The sequence below is a fragment of the Cellvibrio sp. ARAG 10.3 genome (assembly GCF_051846955.1).
In the GTDB taxonomy this organism is placed as follows: domain Bacteria; phylum Pseudomonadota; class Gammaproteobacteria; order Pseudomonadales; family Cellvibrionaceae; genus Cellvibrio.
The window spans coordinates 443,654-461,479 of sequence record NZ_JBPYCU010000001.1 but is presented as its reverse complement, the minus strand read 5'-3'; the positions used below and the strand labels follow the sequence as shown (position 1 = coordinate 461,479).

The following is a 17,826-nucleotide window of genomic DNA, read 5'->3' as shown; positions in this document are numbered from 1 at the left end:
TTATTTTTTGTTTTTACTGTTGGTGATCAGCGTACCCACACCGGCATCGGTGAAGATTTCCAGCAACACGGCGTGTTCGACACGGCCATCAATAATATGTGCGCTGTTGACACCGCACTTGACTGCATCCAGCGCACAATCAATCTTCGGTAACATACCACCGTAAATCGTACCGTCGGCAATCAATTCATCCACCTGCGCGGTGGTTAAACCGGTCAACACCTTACCTTGTTTATCTTGCAATCCCGCGACGTTCGTCAACAGCATCAATTTTTCTGCGCGCAGCACTTCCGCGATCTTGCCGGCGACCAGGTCAGCATTGATGTTATAGGAGGCTCCATCTTCACCGACACCAATGGGTGCAATCACCGGGATAAAATCGCTGTTGATCAACATATCAATGACGGAGGTATTCACCGAAGACACTTCACCCACGTGGCCGATGTCGATAATTTCCGGCTCCAACATCTCGGGTGATTTGCGTGTGAACGACAGCTTGCGCGCGCGAATTAATTGCCCGTCTTTACCCGTGATACCGATCGCTTGCCCGCCGTTGCGGTTGATCAGGCTGACGATTTGCTTGTTGACCGTTCCGCCCAATACCATCTCCACCACGTCCATGGTCGCGCTGTCGGTAACGCGCATGCCGTTGATGAATTCAGATTTAATATCCAGCTTTTGCAAAAGCTCACCAATTTGCGGCCCACCCCCATGTACCACGATGGGATTCATACCCACCAGCTTCATCAACACGATGTCGCGTGCAAAACTGTTTTGCAAGGCTTCATCAATCATCGCGTTACCACCGAACTTGATGACAATGGTCTTGCCGGTAAAGCGCTGGATATACGGCAGTGCTTCGGTCAGGACGTTGGCGATATTCATCGCTGAATCACGGGTTAAAGACATACATCAAATCCTGTAGCTGTCGGGAAAAAATCTGAAATACCACATTGTGTATCAGAGGATTCCCGGGTTAATGAAATCCCGCTATACGCGAGGCTGGGGATTGTTCAAAAATAATGGGCAACATTATCTTAGGCGATCCCTTAAAAATTAAGGTCCAATTTGGGATTTACTTTGAGCAACTCTCGCTTGAACAAGAGTTTGATTTTTTCCAGCGCTTCGTCCGTTTCCGCTTCAAAACGCAAGGTCAATGCCGCCGAGGTGTTGGAAGCGCGCACCAGTCCCCAGCCTTTGCTGAAGTCAATACGCAAACCATCAATGGTTGTCGGCTTGCCATTTTGAAAATCCCCTTTTTCGATCAATTGCTGGATCAAGGCAAATTTCTCCGCATCCGGTACCGCGATCTTCAATTCCGGCGTGGCGGGCAAAATCGGGAATGCGTTGAAGATGTCATCAATCTTCTGGTCGCGTAAGGTGATAATTTCCAGCAAGCGCGCCATAGCATACATGCCGTCATCAAAACCGTACCAGCGATCTTTGATAAAGATATGACCGGAATATTCCCCGCCGATCAACGCGCCGGTTTCAATCATCTTGGCTTTCATGGGCGAGTGGCCGGTTTTCCACATCATCGGGCGTCCGCCGTAGCTGCTGATGACCTGGTTCAACTGGCGCGAACACTTCACGTCGAAAAGTACATCGGCGCCGGGATTACGCGATAACACATCGCGCGCAAACAACATCAACAAATGGTCCGGCCAGATAATGGTGCCTTTAGGCGTTACTACCACCAGCCGATCGCCGTCGCCATCAAATGCCACACCGAGATCGGCACCGACTTCTTGTACCTTGGCAATCAAATCGTGCAGATTTTTTTCGTGGCCAGGGTCCGGGTCGTGATTGGGGAAGGTACCATCGAGCTCACAATACAGCGGCGTGACATCACAGCCCAGCTCTTCAAACAAGCGCGGTGCCACCACACCGGTAACCGCATTACCGGCGTCAATAACCAGCGACACATTACTGGCCAGCGCCACATCTGAAAAAATGCGATCAATATAATCAGCAACCACGTCGCGATGCTCGACACTGCCCTGACCGCGATGGAATTGTTGCCGCATGATACGCGCACGAATATCCATCACTGCGTCGTCTGCCAGGGTAACGCCGTTGATCACCATCTTGAAGCCGTTGTATTCGGCTGGATTGTGACTGGCAGTTACCATGACACCGCTGTTGGTATCCGGTAGATGAAAGGTGGCGAAATATAATACGGGCGTCGGTACCACGCCGATGTCGATCACGTGACAACCGGTGCGCAGTATGCCTTTTACCAACGCCTGGCTCAGTTCCTCGCTATGGGTGCGGCCGTCGCGCGCCACGATGATACTTGCCTCACCCTGGTCCAACACTTCACTGCCAATCGCCGCACCGATTTTTTCTGCCAGTTGCGGTGTTAAATCCTGACCGACAATCCCGCGGATATCGTAGGAGCGGAAAATATCAGCGGGTACGTCAAGGGTTTCTGCCGCTGCCGCACCAGCCGCTTTTTTGCCGGTGGCTTGATTGAGGCCTAGGATGTCGTCGTCCTCTTCGATGACGGCGATGTCGAGGATGTCCTGGCTTTGGTAAATGGGGTTCGCCAGGATTTCGTCCGTTGCTTTAGCCGTCTCGCTGGCTTTCGCAACGGCTTTTGCTTCTGCTGCGTCAGCTTTTGCCGAGGCTTTCTGTGGCACTTGTGCTTTAACCAATACCTTGCTCGCCAGCCACGCCAGCACCAGACCGGCAATACTGGTGATGGATATCACCAGCAACCACAAGGTTGGCAGCTCCTCCGATAAGGCCACCAACTGTTGCGAGGGTGTAAAGCGAACGCTCCAGTAGGAATTGGGAATCGCCACTTCGTGATGCGGAGAGGCATTACCGTTACCGATTGATGCGACGGTCAGCGGCGTGCTGCCGGCAATCTTTTGTAACAACACGGCCTGGCCGAGGTTGGCATCACCGACCGTGAAGGCACTGATCAAATCCCTGCCATCCAGAGTCACCAGCAAAGTGCCCACTACCGGTTGCTGTGCATCGGTCGGCAACGCAGCAATAAGGTGCAACAACCAGTTGTCGTCAACCACGGCGGCTTCGGGCAAGGTCATCTCCCGCCGTTCGGCGCGGCGAATCAAATCCAGCTCCGCAAACCGGATGGGGGCAGCGCTTTCGCGATCCAGTTGCGCAGTGCCCGCCGGGATTAACCGTACCGCCAGCGGATGTTCAAAGTATTCGCGCAGGCTCTGCTGCCGGGCGGCGATTTGTTCAGGGTTATTATCCGTCAGGCGCGTGACCAGATCCGGGTAAGCAATCGCCTGCTCAAACTGCTGGGTTACCTTCGCCAGGTAACGCAGCACCGCGTCTGCATGTTGCCGGGTCTGCTGCTCGGTCAATTCCGCCTGGCGTTGGCGCTGTACATCTTCCACCATGACACCGTGCAATAAATAGGCAATCAGGGCGTTGACGGCAACCGCAACCGCCAGGGCAATCAGTAGCACTTTCTGGCGCGCGGCAGCCGTGCGCTTGGCCGCTTCCTGGGCGCGCTGCGCAGCGCGTGTCTGGCTATCGACTTTTTTTATCTCGGGTAGTTTATCCGGTTTGTCCACGTGGCTTCCCTTATTAAGGTCGTGACTTATTGTTGTGTCGGTAAACGCTCGGCTAACAAGGCGATCAGGTCGCGCGCCAGTTGTTGCTTGCTGCGTTGGGTAAGTTCCTGCTCGCTATTCGGATCTATCAGGGTAACGGCATTATCGTCGCTGTCAAAACCTATGCCCTCAGTGGCAATGTTATTGGCGACGATGAGATCCAGGTTTTTCTGCTGCAATTTTGTGCGTGCATACGTCAGCAGGTTTTCACTCTCGGCCGCAAAACCGACGGTAAAGGGCTTAGGTTGCAAGGTGGCAACGGCAGCGATGATATCGGGATTTTTTACCAGCTCAATGGTCATCTGGTCGCTGTGGGTTTTCTTGAGTTTGTGTGCGGCGATGGTGACCGGGCGGTAGTCGGCGACCGCCGCCGCACCGATGAAAAGATCACAGCCTGGCGCTTCCTGCAAGCTGGCATCGTACATCTGCTGCGCGTTGGTGACATCGATACGCGTCACCCTGTCCGGCACCGCCAGGTTGGTCGGGCCGCTGATCAGAAAGGTCCGCGCGCCGGCCTCAGCCGCCGCCAGGGCCAGGGCATAACCCATCTTGCCCGAACTGTAATTACTGATGTAACGCACCGGATCAATGGCTTCGCGCGTGGGCCCGGCGGTGATGACGACCTTGCGCCCCGCCAGACTGCCCGGCTGGAACAGGCTCGCGGCGGCAATGGCGATCTGCACCGGCTCCAGCATCCGGCCCGGGCCAACATCGCCACAGGCCTGGCTGCCATCGGCCGGGCCGAAGATATGCACCTTCCGCGCCTGTAAGGTTTGCAGATTCGCCTGGGTGCCGGGATTGCGCCACATCCCCTGATTCATTGCCGGCGCCAAAGCCAGGGTAGCTGCCGACGCCAGGCAGACCGTGGTGAGCAAGTCATCACCCTTGCCCTGAGCAAGGCGCGCCATAAAGTCCGCACTCGCCGGCGCCACCAGAATCAGATCCGCCCAGCGGGCCAGTTGGATATGCCCCATGGCTGCTTCCGCCTCAGGGTCGAGCAGGCTGGTGTGAACCGGATTGCCCGACAGTGCCTGCAAGGTCAGCGGTGTTATAAATTCCTGCGCCGCGGACGTCATGACGACCCGCACCTCTGCACCCAGGTCTTGCAACCGCCGGATCAGGTCTGCACTTTTGTAAGCGGCAATACCGCCAGTAACGCCGAGCAGGATATGTTTGTTGGCAAGTGAACTCATGGGATTCCTGTCGCCAGCCGCCGCCCCACAAGATACTGAAGGAGGGCAATAGCCGCGTTGAACTCCGCGCGGGAGTGATCAATTACTTACGTCAGCAACCAGATTGAATAAGCCTTGGGCCAAAGCGCTTGACGTAAAGCGGCTAAGATACCATTCTTACCGCCGTTTTCGTACAGTGCGCGACAACGGCAGCTGTCTGCCCACCTTCATCTATCAGCGACCCTCATCATATTAACGACAAAAGGAACTGTCATATGTCTATTGCACAATGGCCCGAGGCCGAACGTCCCCGCGAAAAACTGCTCAAGCAAGGCCCCCAATCTCTCTCCGATGCTGAACTCCTCGCCATCTTCCTGCGGGTTGGTTGCGTCGGCAAATCCGCCGTCGACCTCGCCCGCGAGCTGCTACAGCAATACGGCGGCCTGCGACCGCTGCTGGAATCAGATCAGACGGAGTTTTGTCGCGGGCTGGGTCTGGGCTCGGCTAAATATGCGCAACTGCAAGCCGTGCTGGAGATGGGACGGCGGCATTTGTCGGCGAGCATGCAGGAGGGCGATTTGCTCACCAGCCCGGACCTGGTGCGTCGCTATCTCAGCGCCCAGTTGCGCCACCGTCACCAGGAGGTATTTGCTGTGCTCTTCCTCGATAACCAGCACCGCCTGCTGGCCTATGAGGAACTCTTCTTCGGTACCATCGACGGCACCAGTGTCCATCCCCGCGAAGTGGTGCGCAAAGCCATCGCGCGCAACGCGGCGGCATTGATCCTCGCTCATAACCATCCCTCCGGTGTTGCTGAGCCCAGCCAGGCGGATCGGCGCATTACCGAGCGTCTGCAACAAGCCCTGGACCTGATTGATGTACGGGTGCTTGATCATATGGTGGTCGGTGATCGCGAGGTGGTGTCTTTTGCCGAGCGGGGCCTGATGTAAGGCTCTGAGCGCAGGATTTGGCCATTCAACAGGAAATATGGCTAAAAATTCACCCGGACGTTGCTATTGAAGGGCTGTTTTGGTATAAAACGCGGCTCTCTGCGGCCGGGTATGCAAAGCACCTTACTTAAAGGCGTTTGCAAGACGTTTTCAACGTCCCCAGGAGTCATCCATGAAGGGTCGCAAACGGTACGAATAGGCTGCTCCCAACACTGCTCTAGGCTGGTTGTTGGTCTGTTTCAAGGCTCAAACCCAGCGTAGCGCGCTGATTTTTCAAAGAGGCAAGACAATGTCTAAGGTATGTCAAGTGACTGGCAAGCGTCCAATCACTGGAAACAATGTTTCTCACGCTAAGAACCACACCAAGCGTCGTTTTTTACCCAACCTGCACACTCACCGTTTCTGGGTTGAGACCGAAAAGCGTTTCGTATCCCTGCGCGTTTCTGCCAAAGGCATGCGCGTTATCGACAAGCGCGGCATTGATGCAGTATTGGCTGATCTGCGCGCTAACGGCGAAAAATTTTAATCAGGAGCAAGCATCATGCGCGAAAAAATTCGTCTGAACTCCAGTGCAGGTACCGGTCATTTCTACACCACTGACAAAAACAAGCGTACCATGCCTGAAAAAATGGAAATCAAAAAGTACGACCCGGTTGTGCGTAAGCATGTGGTCTACAAAGAAGGCAAGATCAAGTAATTGATCCAGGTCTTCGCGAAGAAACCCGGCCTGTGCCGGGTTTTTTTATGCCTGTTGTTTTACCAGGTCAATACTTGACCAGAATATTCAGATCGTGAGAGGCTTGCCGGCACTTTGTTAAAAGGAGGTTTCAATGCCATCCCCCTGAAATCCGCTCTTATTTTATTGACACTCACATGGCTCAGCGGCTGCGCACCTATTCCTTACGGAGAATCGCAGTTCAACTTGGTAGCCTCCAGCTCATCCAATGAATGGGAGCGTCGCATTTCGCGAGAACCCGGTGAAATTCAGTTTACTACCCAGCTGGAGCAGGGTAGCCATAGTCAAGTGATATTCCCAAACGCAAATAATGAACACGAAATACCCTTTCGCATCGTTTTCTCGGATCTGGATTGTGATACCGGCCATGAAGTCAAACTAGAGTACCGAGCCAATCCCAACGATATCTACAGTAAATATTTCAATACCATAATCCCTTGGCAAACCCCTGTTCAATTACACATTCAATGGGATAAAGAGGGGGTAGTTAGTGTGACACTAAAAGAAGAAACCATTGAATTTTTACCCCACAAAAGATTTTCTAAAGTTAAATTTCGCAGCCTTAGTGGCGAACTACCAATAAACCACTTTAGCTATAGCAGGTTAGACAAGGAACCAACCAATGAATAACAGGCAACTCAATATCGTGAAACACCTGCTCATCCTTACAGCTCTATTTTTTGCCGCCCTTTCCAGGGCCGATTTTGACTTGGGCATGGAATATTATGAACAAGGTAAACTGGAAAAAGCCTATCAAGAGTTCATGGAGGCAGCGAAGTACGGTAGCCATGCCGCGCAGTTCAATATAGGTGCGATGCACTACCGCGGAGAATACGTTAAAAAAGACCCCGTTGAAGCCTATGCATGGTTTGCACTTTCTGCACAGGGACACGAGTTTGAATCACGAGATGTACACTCAAAGATTTTTGAAAAATTCTCCGATGACGAAAAGAAAAACGCAGATACAAGATACAAAAGTCTTTATGAAAGTTATAGCGATAAAGCAATTGAAGAAAAATTAACACCCGTGTACACCGGCGGTACGCCGCTAATTAAGCGTTTCCGGGTTGTGAAAAGTGTGGTTCCGAACTATCCCACATCGTCAGCACGAGCAGGAAAAACCGGATGGGTTGATATGTTCTTCACGATCGATAAGGATGGAACAACCAGAGACCACGTCGTTTATTATTCTTCTGATAAAGCATTTACCAAGGAGACGCTTCGAGTCATACGCCGCTGGCAATTCGAACCCATGAAAATAAACGACAAACCTGTTGCCGTTCATGGTGTCAAGCGCCGGTTTATTTTTCATTTGGGTGAAATGAAATTTGATGACGATAAAATAAGTAAAGTCATGAAGGAGATGAAAGAAAAAGCCATTGCAGGTGATGATGCTGCCAAGTTCAATTATGCTTATTTCCTTGATGCATTGCCTTCATACACAAAAAAATATGATGTTTTCGATAATCCCAATCAATGGTATATGGATGCGGCCCTGAATGGCAGCTCTGCGGCCAGCTTCTTCCTCGGCCAAAATATTCTGTACGGCAATATGTGCTCGGCGGACTCTGATAAGAGCATGGGGTGGTTACTGAAAGCAGCAGCGGAAAATATCACCGATGCACATTACATTCTCGCTGTTGAATCACTAAGCGGGGCTCGCTTCGAGAAAAATGAAGAAAAAGCGCTCTATTGGTTGCAGCGTGCTGCCGTTAACAGTCCCGCAGCCCAATTACGTTATGCCTGGATATTGACCACGCATCCAGCTGCGGAGAAACGTGACGGTGCCTTGGCAAAAACTTACCTCGATATGGTTGATAAGGGCTACCACGACAAACAAACACTGTTTCAGGTTGCCGCCGCCGTTGCGGCTGAAAATAACGATTTTAAGGCGGCGATTGACTGGCAGACGAAAGCACTCAAAGATGCGCGGAGTCTTGAACTGCCGCTGGATTATGTTAATCAGCGCTTGGCTGCTTATAACAACAAACAACCATGGCGCGAGGCGTTATAAATTCTTCAACGCCCTCAACAGGTTGCCATTGATACCATCAAGTGAGACAATTTTTTTTCGCGCGCGGGGACGACCTCGCGCGTTCTGCTTTTTTCGGGGACGACCCTGTAGTGTGTGAGGTTGCCCCATGTCCTGGTTATTACTTCTTTTTGCCGGCCTGTTTGAAATCGCCTGGGCGCTTGGCTTGAAATACAGCGAGGGCTTTACCCGGCTGTGGCCGAGTGTACTCACCGTGTGTGCCTTGATCGCCAGCCTGACGTTACTCGGCCTGTCATTGCGCCAGTTGCCTTTGGGCACGGCCTACGCGGTATGGAGCGGTATTGGTGCGCTGGGTACGGTAACGCTGGGGGTGCTGCTGTTTGGCGAATCCGTGTCGCCGCTGCGGTTGATATCGGTGGGATTGATATTGATAGGTATTGCCGGGTTAAAGCTGGCGTAATCCGGCAGGATCTTGCTCCGTCGACCTTCATGTAGGGGCGATACAATGTCGCCCGGTAGAATTCTGGCCGATTTTAACTTCGTGCCATACACTTAATTGCATTACGTTGACGATAATGACTGAGCCAACCCTGTTTCCTGCATAAGGCACCTTAGATATTCCATGGACAGCGCCAGCCTTCTCGCCCTGACCCACAATGCTGCACTCCTGTTGGCGATGATCTTTATCTATGATCTCGCCACTGACCGCAAACGCACCGAGCGGCTGCTGTGGTGGAAGATCATGATCGGTATCGGACTGGGTATTACCGCTACCGTTATCATGCTGACACCCTGGGAATTTGCACCGGGCATAGTGTTCGATACACGTTCAGTACTGCTCGGCATTGCCGGTTTGTTCTTTGGCCCATTGCCGACCCTGATTGCCATGCTCATGGCAGCGGCCTTGCGCCTGTATCAGGGAGGTGCCGCCGCGTTTACCGGCGTGCTGGTGATAATGGCTTCCGGCTTTATCGGTATCGCCTGGCGACACTTTCGCTTTCGGGAGTTGGTGCGCATCTCCACAGGTGAACTTTATCTTTTCGGCCTGGTGATCCACCTGGTGATGCTGGTGCTGATGTTCACCTTGCCGCTCACCACCGCGCTTGAAGTGCTGGCCGATGTTGGTTTGCCGGTGCTGATCGTCTATCCCCTGGCCACGACCTTGTTAGGTACGCTCTTTGCGGGCCGACTCGAACGTAAACAAGTGATTGAGGCACTGGCAGAAAATGAATTCCTGTTTCGCTCGCAGTTTGATTTCGGCAACATCGGTATTGCCATCACCTCTGTTGATAAACGCTGGCTGCGGGTCAACCCGCGTTTATGCGAAATGATCGGCTACAGCGAAGCCGAACTCAGTAAGCTCACCTGGGCCGATATCACGCACCCCGATGATCTCGACAAAGATGTCGAACAATTTCAACGCGTGTTGACCGGTGACATCGAGAGCTACGATCTGGATAAACGTTTCGTCTGCAAAGACGGCCGTGTGCTCTACGTCCATTTGACTGTGTCCTGCTACCGCAACCACGGGCAAGTGCAGTTTTTTATTGCCGGCCTGCTGGATACTACCCAACAGAAACTTGCTGAACTGGCATTGCGGGCCAGCGAGGAGCAATTAACCCTGGTGTTGGCCGGTGGCGAACTGGGTTTTTGGGATTGGGATATTGTCAACAACAAGGTCGAGCGGAATGCGCGCTGGGCCGAGATGCTCGGGTACACCCACGAGGAAATTCAACACACAGTAAAACAATGGATTGATTTTATTCATCCGGATGATCGCTCACTCGCCTGGGAATCCATCACTCGTCATCTGGCAGGCGAGACACCGCAGCACAAAGTCGAATACCGCATGCAAACCAAACTGGGGGATTATCGCTGGATTCAGGACTGCGCCAAGGTGGTCAGTTACAGCAGCGACGGTAAACCTTTGCGCATGTGCGGCACGCATACGGATATCACCGAACGCAAGCAAGCCGAAGAATCCATGCAATTGGCATCCATGGTGTATGACAATAGCAGCGAAGCCATGATGGTAATGGATGCCTGTACGGGCAATGTCATCAACATCAATCCCGCTTTTACCGAACTGACCCAATATACATCGGAAGAAATTATCGGCCAGTATGCGGGCATACTCAGTACCGACTCCGAGCGCTCTACGCTTTACACCAACCTGCGCGAAAGCATGAAAACCAATGGCCGTTGGCGTGGAGAAACCTGGTGCCGCCGTAAAAATGGTGAAGACTTTGCCATTTGGCTGACCATGAATACCATCTTGAACAGCGAAGGCAAAGCATACCGCCGTGTTGCGCTCTTTTCCGATATCACCGACAAAAAACAGTCGGAAGAAATTATCTGGAATCAGGCCAACTTTGATCAACTCACACAATTGCCCAATCGCCGCATGTTCCTGGATCATCTGGAACAGGAAATAAAAAAATCGGTTCGCACGCATCAACCCATTGCGCTGTTATTTCTGGACCTGGATTTATTCAAGGAAGTTAACGACACCCTCGGTCACGACATGGGTGATAAATTATTGCAGGAAACTGCTGAGCGCTTACGTCATTGCGTACGCGATACCGATACAGTAGCGCGTTTGGGTGGCGACGAATTTACCGTGATCCTCAGCGATCTGGAAAACACCGAAAATGTTGAGCGTATTGCGGAAGCGATCTTGCGCAAATTAACCGAGCCGTTTCAATTGGGCGCCGATACTGCCTATATCTCCACCAGTATCGGCATCACCTTATATCCAAACGATGCGCGGGATATTGATACCCTGCTGAAAAATGCAGACCAGGCCATGTATGCAGCCAAAAGCCAGGGGCGCAACCGTTTTAATTATTTCACCGCGTCCATGCAGGAAGCCGCGCGTAATCGAATGCGTCTGATCAACGACATGCGCAACGCCCTCAATGACGCACAATTTATGTTGTACTACCAACCGATTGTGGATTTACACCATAACACCATCACCAAAGCGGAAGCCTTGATTCGTTGGCAGCATCCTGCGCGCGGGCTGGTGCCACCGGATGAATTTATTCCGCTGGCAGAGGACACCGGGATGATTATTGATATCGGTGATTGGGTGTTCCGCGAAGCCATGTCGCAAGTGGCCCGCTGGCGTGATTGGCACAACATCGACGTGCAAGTCAGTGTGAACAAATCGCCAATACAGTTTCGCGATGAAAACAATAACCTGTCGCACTGGTTTCAGCATATTCAGCAACTGGGCTTATCCGGTAATGCTGTCAATATTGAAATCACCGAAGGTTTGTTGCTCGACGCTAATCACGCCGTGCATGAAAAACTGCTCGCTTTTCGCGATGCGGGTATTCAGGTGTCGCTGGATGATTTCGGCACCGGTTATTCTTCGTTGGCTTATCTAAAAAAATTCGATATCGATTATCTGAAGATCGATCAGTCATTTGTGCGTAACCTGCACACCGACACAGAAGAATTTGCACTGTGTGAAGCCATCATCGTCATGGCCCATAAGCTGGGCATCAAAGTCATTGCTGAAGGCGTGGAAACCCAACAGCAATGTGATTTGCTGGCGGCGGCAGGGTGCGATTACGCCCAGGGTTATTTATTCTCCAAACCCGTGCCTGCCGATGACTTTGCCCGCTTGTTCCTGGTCCAATAAGCCATTGATCGAAATTTTCGTCCAAAAGCCCTCGCTGCCCCTGCTCGTTAGCCGATGACCTGCGGCGTATGATGTGGGTGTATTTCGAGGACTCTACATGACTGAAAAACCCCTTTCCCCCTGGCTGATTCTCCTGCTGGCTGCGATGATCGCCACTACACCCCTGGCGGTGGATATGTATCTTCCCGCCATGCCTGCCATGGCCCAGGACATGAGTACCCACATCGGCTCTGTCCAGCAATCACTCAGTATTTTTCTCGCCGCTTACGGCGCCAGTATGTTGTTATTCGGCCCTTTGGCAGACGCTCTGGGCCGGCGCCCATTGGCACTGTTCGGCCTGAGTGGATTCGCACTGGCGAGCCTGGCGCTGAGCCAGGTGGACAGCATCGAATGGTTCCTGACGTGGCGCACCGTGCAAGCACTCAGCGGCGCCGCGTCTTCGGTCGTGGTGCCCGGTATTATTCGCTACCTTTACCGCGAACACACCGCCAAGGGCATGTCGTATATGTCGATGATCATGATGCTCGCGCCCTTGCTGGCACCGGCCATGGGCAGTGCGATCATGTGGCTGAGCAGCTGGCATTTTATTTTTATTGCACAAGCCATTTACGCAGGGCTGATTATTGTTTTTGCCTGGCGTTTTCTGCCAGAGATAAAAGCCAAAGACAGTTCGCGTCGCGTAAATTTTTTACAAGGCTATCGCACTGTCTTTGCCCATCATTCCGCGCGTCCGTTAATTATCACCATCATGTTTTCGTCGTTTGCGTTCTTTTGTTTTCTGACCGCGATGCCGTTTATCTACATCAAGTATTTCGGCGTAAGCGAACAACATTTCGGTATCCTGTTCGGTATGAATGTCATGATGTTGATGCTGGCGAATTTTATCAACAGTCGTGTGGTCAGCCGGTTAGGTTCACCGCGCATGTTGCGTATCGGCCTCGGCATTGCGCTTATCAGTGCCAGCTTGCTGTGCCTCTTTAATTATCTCAACATGAGTTTGTGGTACACCGTGCTTACGGTGGGGCCATTGATGGCGAGCCTGGGATTAATTTCTACCAATACGGATGCCATGATCATCATGAAATTTCCCGATCACTCGGGCACCGCAACGGCAGTAACTGGCACCCTGCGCTTTGGCAGCGGCGCACTGGCCGGCCCTTTGCTCGCCTGGTTGTATACCGGCACCGCGCTGCCCTTTTCGCTGTTGATGCTTGGGGGCGTTCTGGGTGTCCTGTGTTGCCAGATCTGGATTTTCGTGCGACGCGCGCAAGCCGCAGAATAAATGGCCGTTAATCACAGTGCGGCAGGTTGCCCTGAAGTTCAGTTGATTTTTGTGTATCATCCAGCTCCTCATTTTCCCTTAACAGGACATTGAACGCCGAGGTTGCGATGAAGAACGAATTGGTCAATTGGCTGGAAAGCCTGGAGCTGCAACACGCCGAGCTGGTGTATTTTTTTATGGTTATCGGCATCATCGCCGTTACATCGCTGGTTATCCATTTTATCCTTCACCGCGTGGTGATTCGCCTGATCAGCCACCGCGCGTCGCAATCGCAACGCTTATGGCAGCGCGCGTTATTCCAGAACAAATTATTCAGTCGTCTTGCGCTGACCTTACAGGGTTTTATTATTTATACCCAGGCGCGCATCTGGCTCAACAGCGATTCCGATGCGCTGGCGGTGATTGAAGTTGTCACGCACTTGTGGGTGCTGCTTTACGCTTTGCTGTCACTCTTTGCGCTGCTGGATACGCTGGAAGATGTGGTTATCTCCACACCTTACGGACGCCGCTTTCCGCTACGCGGCATCTTTCAAAGTATTAAATTGATCAGTGCGCTGGTCACCATCATCTTTGCCATCTCACTGTTAATCGGTAAATCGCCGGTCATCTTATTCAGCAGCCTCGGTGCCATGACGGCTGTATTGCTGTTGGTATTTAAAGATCCGATCATGGGACTGGTGGCGGGCATTCAGTTGTCGGCCAACGATATGCTGGCGGTTGGTGACTGGCTGGAGATGCCCAAGTACGGCGCGGACGGTGATGTGATTGATATCAGCCTGACCACGGTAAAAGTGCGCAACTGGGATAAAACCATCACCACCATTCCCGCGTATGCGTTGATCTCCGATTCGTTTAAAAACTGGCGCGGCATGACCGAGTCCGGTGGCCGGCGCATCAAACGTGCCGTTAACATTGATGCAACCAGCGTAACATTTCTGGATGAAGACGCACTCAAGCGTTTACGCCGCGCGCAGTTGCTGACGGATTATATTGAAAATAAGGTGCGCGAAATCGCGGAATACAATAAAGAACATAATATTGATCCTGAGTCGCCGGTAAATGGTCGCAAGCTGACGAACCTGGGGACTTTTCGTGCTTACCTTACTGCTTATCTGCGTGCACACAAAAAGATACACCAGGAAAATATGACCTTGATGGTGCGTCAGCTGGAGCCGGGTGCCAACGGTATTCCGATGGAAATCTATGCGTTTGCTAACGATATTAACTGGGTCGCTTACGAAGGTATCCAGGCCGACATCTTTGACCATGTATTTGCGGTGATTCCGGAATTTGGTTTACGCATTCACCAGACACCTACCGGTTATGATTTACAACAAATCGGGGCGCGGATGGCCAGCACGCCCGAAACAACGCAGCAAGACGTTATTGCTGCAAACAAATAACCACCGCCGCGTGGTAGGACTTCCAATACACCGGAATCACGTAGGAACGCAGCTGTGCCGGTAGATGAATATGATTGGGCGCACCTTCAATCATCACCGGCACCGAGATCATAAATTCCTGGCCGAAGGTGCTGCGCGCGTTACCGGAAATAATATTGGCCACTTCGCCCACCAGATCAAAGATATGCTCATTGGTGGTTTCCATCTCGCCGATACTGAGCAACAGGTGCTTGAGCAAAATGCGCGGCGCCGTGAAATAAACACAACCGCGATAGGGGCCGGAAATACCGATAATACCGGTCACGTCATAAGCCGCGGGGTTTTCATTTTCCACCAGATAAGGCGTACCGACTTTCACATCCCGGTCATTGGTGTGCTGAAAAAAACGCACCACGCCATCAATAAACACTTGCAGGGTTTGTTCTGACATTTAATCCTCGGTCAACTCGGTCAGTGCGTCCAGTAATTGTTGATCGCTAAAGGGTTTACATAAAAATCCGCGCGCACCTTTCTTTAACGCTTCAATACCTGTGGCTTTATCGGATAACGCTGATATCACCAGGATGCGCAAGCTTGGGTCCAGCGCAATCAGTTGCTGGATGCACGCGATGCCGTCCATCTCCGGCATGGTCAGGTCCATGGTGACCACCTGCGGCCGGGTTTTCTTGAACAATGCTACGGCTTCTGCACCATTGCCGGCGGAGGCCACAACATGAAATTGATCCGTGTAGTTACAACGTTCTATCTTGCGGCGGATAATGTTGGAATCATCCACAATCATCAGTGACAACATCGTGTAATCCTGTTACGTCAAACGGGTTTATCAGGCAGCAATATCTTTTTGTGCGGCGATTAGCGGCAGCGTAATCACAAACCGGCAATGGTGGCCGCGCCGGCTGGATACAGTGAGTTTGCCGCGCAGGGCCAACACCTGGTTCATCACCGCTTCCATACCCACGCCGCGGCCGGCGTCTTTGGTGATGGTTTTCGCCGTACTGAAACCTTCGTTGAAGATCAGGCTGAGCAATTTTTTATTGTCCCAGGACTCAATCTCATCAAGACGCCATTTACCCGAGGCGATGGCTTTCTCACGAATCGCGGCATAATCCAATCCCTGACCGTCATCCATAACGGTCAATTCCATGTCGGTCTCCGAGATTTTTGCCAGGCGTAAATCAATGCGACCTTGCGAAGGCTTCTGCCCCAGTTCCCGTTCGCGCGGCGTTTCAATACCGTGCACCACAGCATTGCGCAGCAGCTGAATACAGATTTCTTTTAATTGCTGCTGGTGTTCACGGTTCAGGTTCAGGTCGTGCAAACCGCTGGTCACCAACTTGACATCTTTGCCGTTACGCTGCGCGATGCTTTGCACAAAAGTATCCAGATGATCCCATCCATCGGTCTGGCGACTGCCGGTGACATGGCGCGGATCAGCCGCCGCCGTCGGGTTACTGCTGGCCAGCGCAAACTGGCTCAATTTTTTGATCAGTGTTTCCACCTGTTGGGTGTAACTGATCAGGTTTTCCAGTTGCACCGCCAACCCCAGGTAATCATTACCCGTCAGGTCCGGTTTGTTGCGCAAGAGTTCCAGCTCATCTTCAATAGCGTGGGCTGCGTTTTCAAAGTATTCCAGCTTGAGCGCGGCCGCATCGCCTTTGAAATTGTGAATTTCGCGGAAAATACCGCTGGCTTTTTCGCGCACCGACGCGGCATTTTTGGCCGGCAAACTCAGGATGTGATTGACCCTGTTGTAGCACTTGTACGCACTGGCAATAAACTCATGCAGCAGCGTCGGGTGCGTATGGAGCAAACCGGTCAGCATCTCCAGTTGTTGTTCGTTGTGCTTGCGGCTTTCGCTCAGGGCTTTTTCGAGTTTCACCTGCTCGGTGATGTCGAGGATCGTGACCAGCACATGGGATATCTCACCGTCCTGATAAGCGCGCGCGAAATCAAATTTCACATACTTGGTAAGAAAGCCACCGCTGGGTTGCGCGATATTGACTTCCACCAGATTGAGCGGATTGAGATCGCCAATCAGCTTTTCCTTGATCTTGGGATCGAATAATAATTCGATAAAACCCCGTGCCGTCTCCGCATCTTTTTCGCTAATGATATTCTCCAGCAAAGACTGAAACGATTTTCCGGCGAATTCCTGCTGACCCAGCACTTCGGTTAACTTGGCCGAGTGTTGTTCACCGATACGCAGGTTTTTGTCGATCAGGAATAATCCTTCGTTTACCGTGGCAAGAATTTCTGTGGTTTCCTTACGCGCCCGTTCAATGATGACATCGCTCTCGCGCAACTGTCGCACGAAGTGGAACATGATGATAAAGAAGTTAACAATCGCAAGGCTGATACCGATGGTCTGAATCCAGCGCAGGCGCGTGGCCTTGGACGCGGCCAGGTGTTCCAGAGCAATGGTGAGATCGTTCATATGACCCAGCAGTGCAATGTTATTGGCCCGCGCCATTGCAACAGCTGCTGGCAGCGACTCCGCCAGGGAATTATTTTGTTGTACGTCCTGAATCAGGGTTTGCACCGCGCTGCGATACGGCGCCCAGAGGGTGGCCGCTTCGCGTAGCGCCGTCATGCCTTTGGGATCGCTGACGGCATCCAGGGTCACCGCTTCCTGCGCGGCTCCGCGCGCATTGCCACCGCGAATAAAGGCGTTGAGGGTCTCGTCAAAGAGGGATTGACTCAGCAGCAATTCATCGAAGGCTTTTTGAAATGCAACCGGATCCTCGCGTGAGCTGTCGAGTACGAATAAGGTTTTCGCCATACGTTGCGACAACATCCGCTGGCGACCGGCGAGGTTTACCCCCACCGCATCATCGGCAATCTCAAACGAGATATAAAAGTTTAATAACAAAACCGAAGCATCGAGCAATAAAAAGAGGGCAACTGAAATAAGGATGCCGCGATATTTTCCGTAATCAAATGTGAACATGGCTTGCGCTCATCAGGGCTGACGGCAAGGCCATTGCGAAACTTATGCCAATGCACATTTGCGCAAAAAAGCTGCACGCTTGTGCATTTGCACGACAGATC

15 protein-coding genes are annotated in these 17,826 nt (G+C 52.2%); 9 read left to right on the top strand and 6 right to left on the bottom strand.

The features are described from left to right. From argB to coaBC, 3 genes are all read right to left on the bottom strand, one after another. Complete coding sequence (gene argB, locus ACSV5M_RS01890) at nucleotides 1–909, bottom strand: acetylglutamate kinase (RefSeq protein WP_439173775.1); 909 nt, start codon at nucleotides 907–909, stop codon at nucleotides 1–3. Nucleotides 910–1,049: 140 nt separating this feature from the next. Continuing rightward, nucleotides 1,050–3,554: a phosphomannomutase/phosphoglucomutase gene (locus ACSV5M_RS01885; protein WP_439173774.1), complete on the bottom strand. Its 2,505-nt coding sequence runs from the start codon at nucleotides 3,552–3,554 to the stop codon at nucleotides 1,050–1,052. Nucleotides 3,555–3,580: 26 nt separating this feature from the next. Then, on the bottom strand, nucleotides 3,581–4,786 hold the full coding sequence (coaBC, locus tag ACSV5M_RS01880; RefSeq protein WP_439173773.1) for a bifunctional phosphopantothenoylcysteine decarboxylase/phosphopantothenate--cysteine ligase CoaBC: 1,206 nt from the start codon (nucleotides 4,784–4,786) through the stop codon (nucleotides 3,581–3,583). Nucleotides 4,787–5,040: 254 nt separating this feature from the next. On the opposite strand from coaBC, the gene radC reads away from it, so the two are divergent. The 9 genes from radC to ACSV5M_RS01835 all read left to right on the top strand — a co-directional run bounded on the left by radC (nucleotide 5,041) and on the right by ACSV5M_RS01835 (nucleotide 14,778). Beyond that, nucleotides 5,041–5,715, top strand: a complete 675-nt coding sequence (gene radC / locus ACSV5M_RS01875; protein ID WP_439173772.1) for a RadC family protein — start codon at nucleotides 5,041–5,043, stop codon at nucleotides 5,713–5,715. A gap of 289 nt (nucleotides 5,716–6,004) precedes the next feature. Beyond that, nucleotides 6,005–6,241, top strand: coding sequence for a 50S ribosomal protein L28 (gene rpmB, locus ACSV5M_RS01870; protein WP_087467510.1), 237 nt, complete (start codon nucleotides 6,005–6,007; stop codon nucleotides 6,239–6,241). A 15-nt stretch (nucleotides 6,242–6,256) separates the two neighbouring features. Beyond that, nucleotides 6,257–6,412 carry a 50S ribosomal protein L33 gene (gene rpmG / locus ACSV5M_RS01865; protein WP_012489089.1) on the top strand — a complete coding sequence of 52 codons (156 nt, stop codon included), beginning with the start codon at nucleotides 6,257–6,259 and terminating at the stop codon, nucleotides 6,410–6,412. A gap of 114 nt (nucleotides 6,413–6,526) precedes the next feature. Beyond that, nucleotides 6,527–7,081, top strand: coding sequence for a hypothetical protein (locus ACSV5M_RS01860; RefSeq protein ID WP_439173769.1), 555 nt, complete (start codon nucleotides 6,527–6,529; stop codon nucleotides 7,079–7,081). Then, nucleotides 7,074–8,465, top strand: a complete 1,392-nt coding sequence (locus tag ACSV5M_RS01855; RefSeq protein WP_439173767.1) for a TonB family protein — start codon at nucleotides 7,074–7,076, stop codon at nucleotides 8,463–8,465. The genes ACSV5M_RS01860 and ACSV5M_RS01855 overlap by 8 nt, the downstream gene beginning before the upstream one ends. Nucleotides 8,466–8,592: 127 nt before the next feature. Next, on the top strand, nucleotides 8,593–8,904 hold the full coding sequence (gene sugE / locus ACSV5M_RS01850; RefSeq protein WP_439173765.1) for a quaternary ammonium compound efflux SMR transporter SugE: 312 nt from the start codon (nucleotides 8,593–8,595) through the stop codon (nucleotides 8,902–8,904). A gap of 162 nt (nucleotides 8,905–9,066) precedes the next feature. Continuing rightward, a complete protein-coding gene (locus ACSV5M_RS01845) occupies nucleotides 9,067–12,093 on the top strand; it encodes an EAL domain-containing protein (RefSeq protein ID WP_439173764.1) in 3,027 nt (1,008 codons plus the stop codon). Between the two features lie 97 nt (nucleotides 12,094–12,190). Continuing rightward, on the top strand, nucleotides 12,191–13,375 hold the full coding sequence (locus ACSV5M_RS01840; RefSeq protein ID WP_439173763.1) for a multidrug effflux MFS transporter: 1,185 nt from the start codon (nucleotides 12,191–12,193) through the stop codon (nucleotides 13,373–13,375). A 107-nt stretch (nucleotides 13,376–13,482) separates the two neighbouring features. Continuing rightward, entirely contained in the window at nucleotides 13,483–14,778 is a 1,296-nt protein-coding gene (locus tag ACSV5M_RS01835) for a mechanosensitive ion channel family protein (RefSeq protein WP_439173762.1), read from the top strand. On the opposite strand, the gene ACSV5M_RS01830 is transcribed toward ACSV5M_RS01835, so the two are convergent. Genes ACSV5M_RS01830 through ACSV5M_RS01820 form a run of 3 tightly spaced genes read right to left on the bottom strand, consistent with a single transcriptional unit; the run spans nucleotide 14,759 to nucleotide 17,725 of the window. Continuing rightward, nucleotides 14,759–15,208, bottom strand: a complete 450-nt coding sequence (locus tag ACSV5M_RS01830) for a chemotaxis protein CheX (RefSeq protein ID WP_439173761.1) — start codon at nucleotides 15,206–15,208, stop codon at nucleotides 14,759–14,761. The genes ACSV5M_RS01835 and ACSV5M_RS01830 overlap by 20 nt on opposite strands. Continuing rightward, complete coding sequence (locus tag ACSV5M_RS01825) at nucleotides 15,209–15,571, bottom strand: response regulator (protein ID WP_439173759.1); 363 nt, start codon at nucleotides 15,569–15,571, stop codon at nucleotides 15,209–15,211. It lies immediately after the preceding gene. A gap of 30 nt (nucleotides 15,572–15,601) precedes the next feature. Continuing rightward, nucleotides 15,602–17,725 carry an ATP-binding protein gene (locus ACSV5M_RS01820; protein ID WP_439173757.1) on the bottom strand — a complete coding sequence of 708 codons (2,124 nt, stop codon included), beginning with the start codon at nucleotides 17,723–17,725 and terminating at the stop codon, nucleotides 15,602–15,604. Nucleotides 17,726–17,826 lie beyond the last annotated feature (101 nt).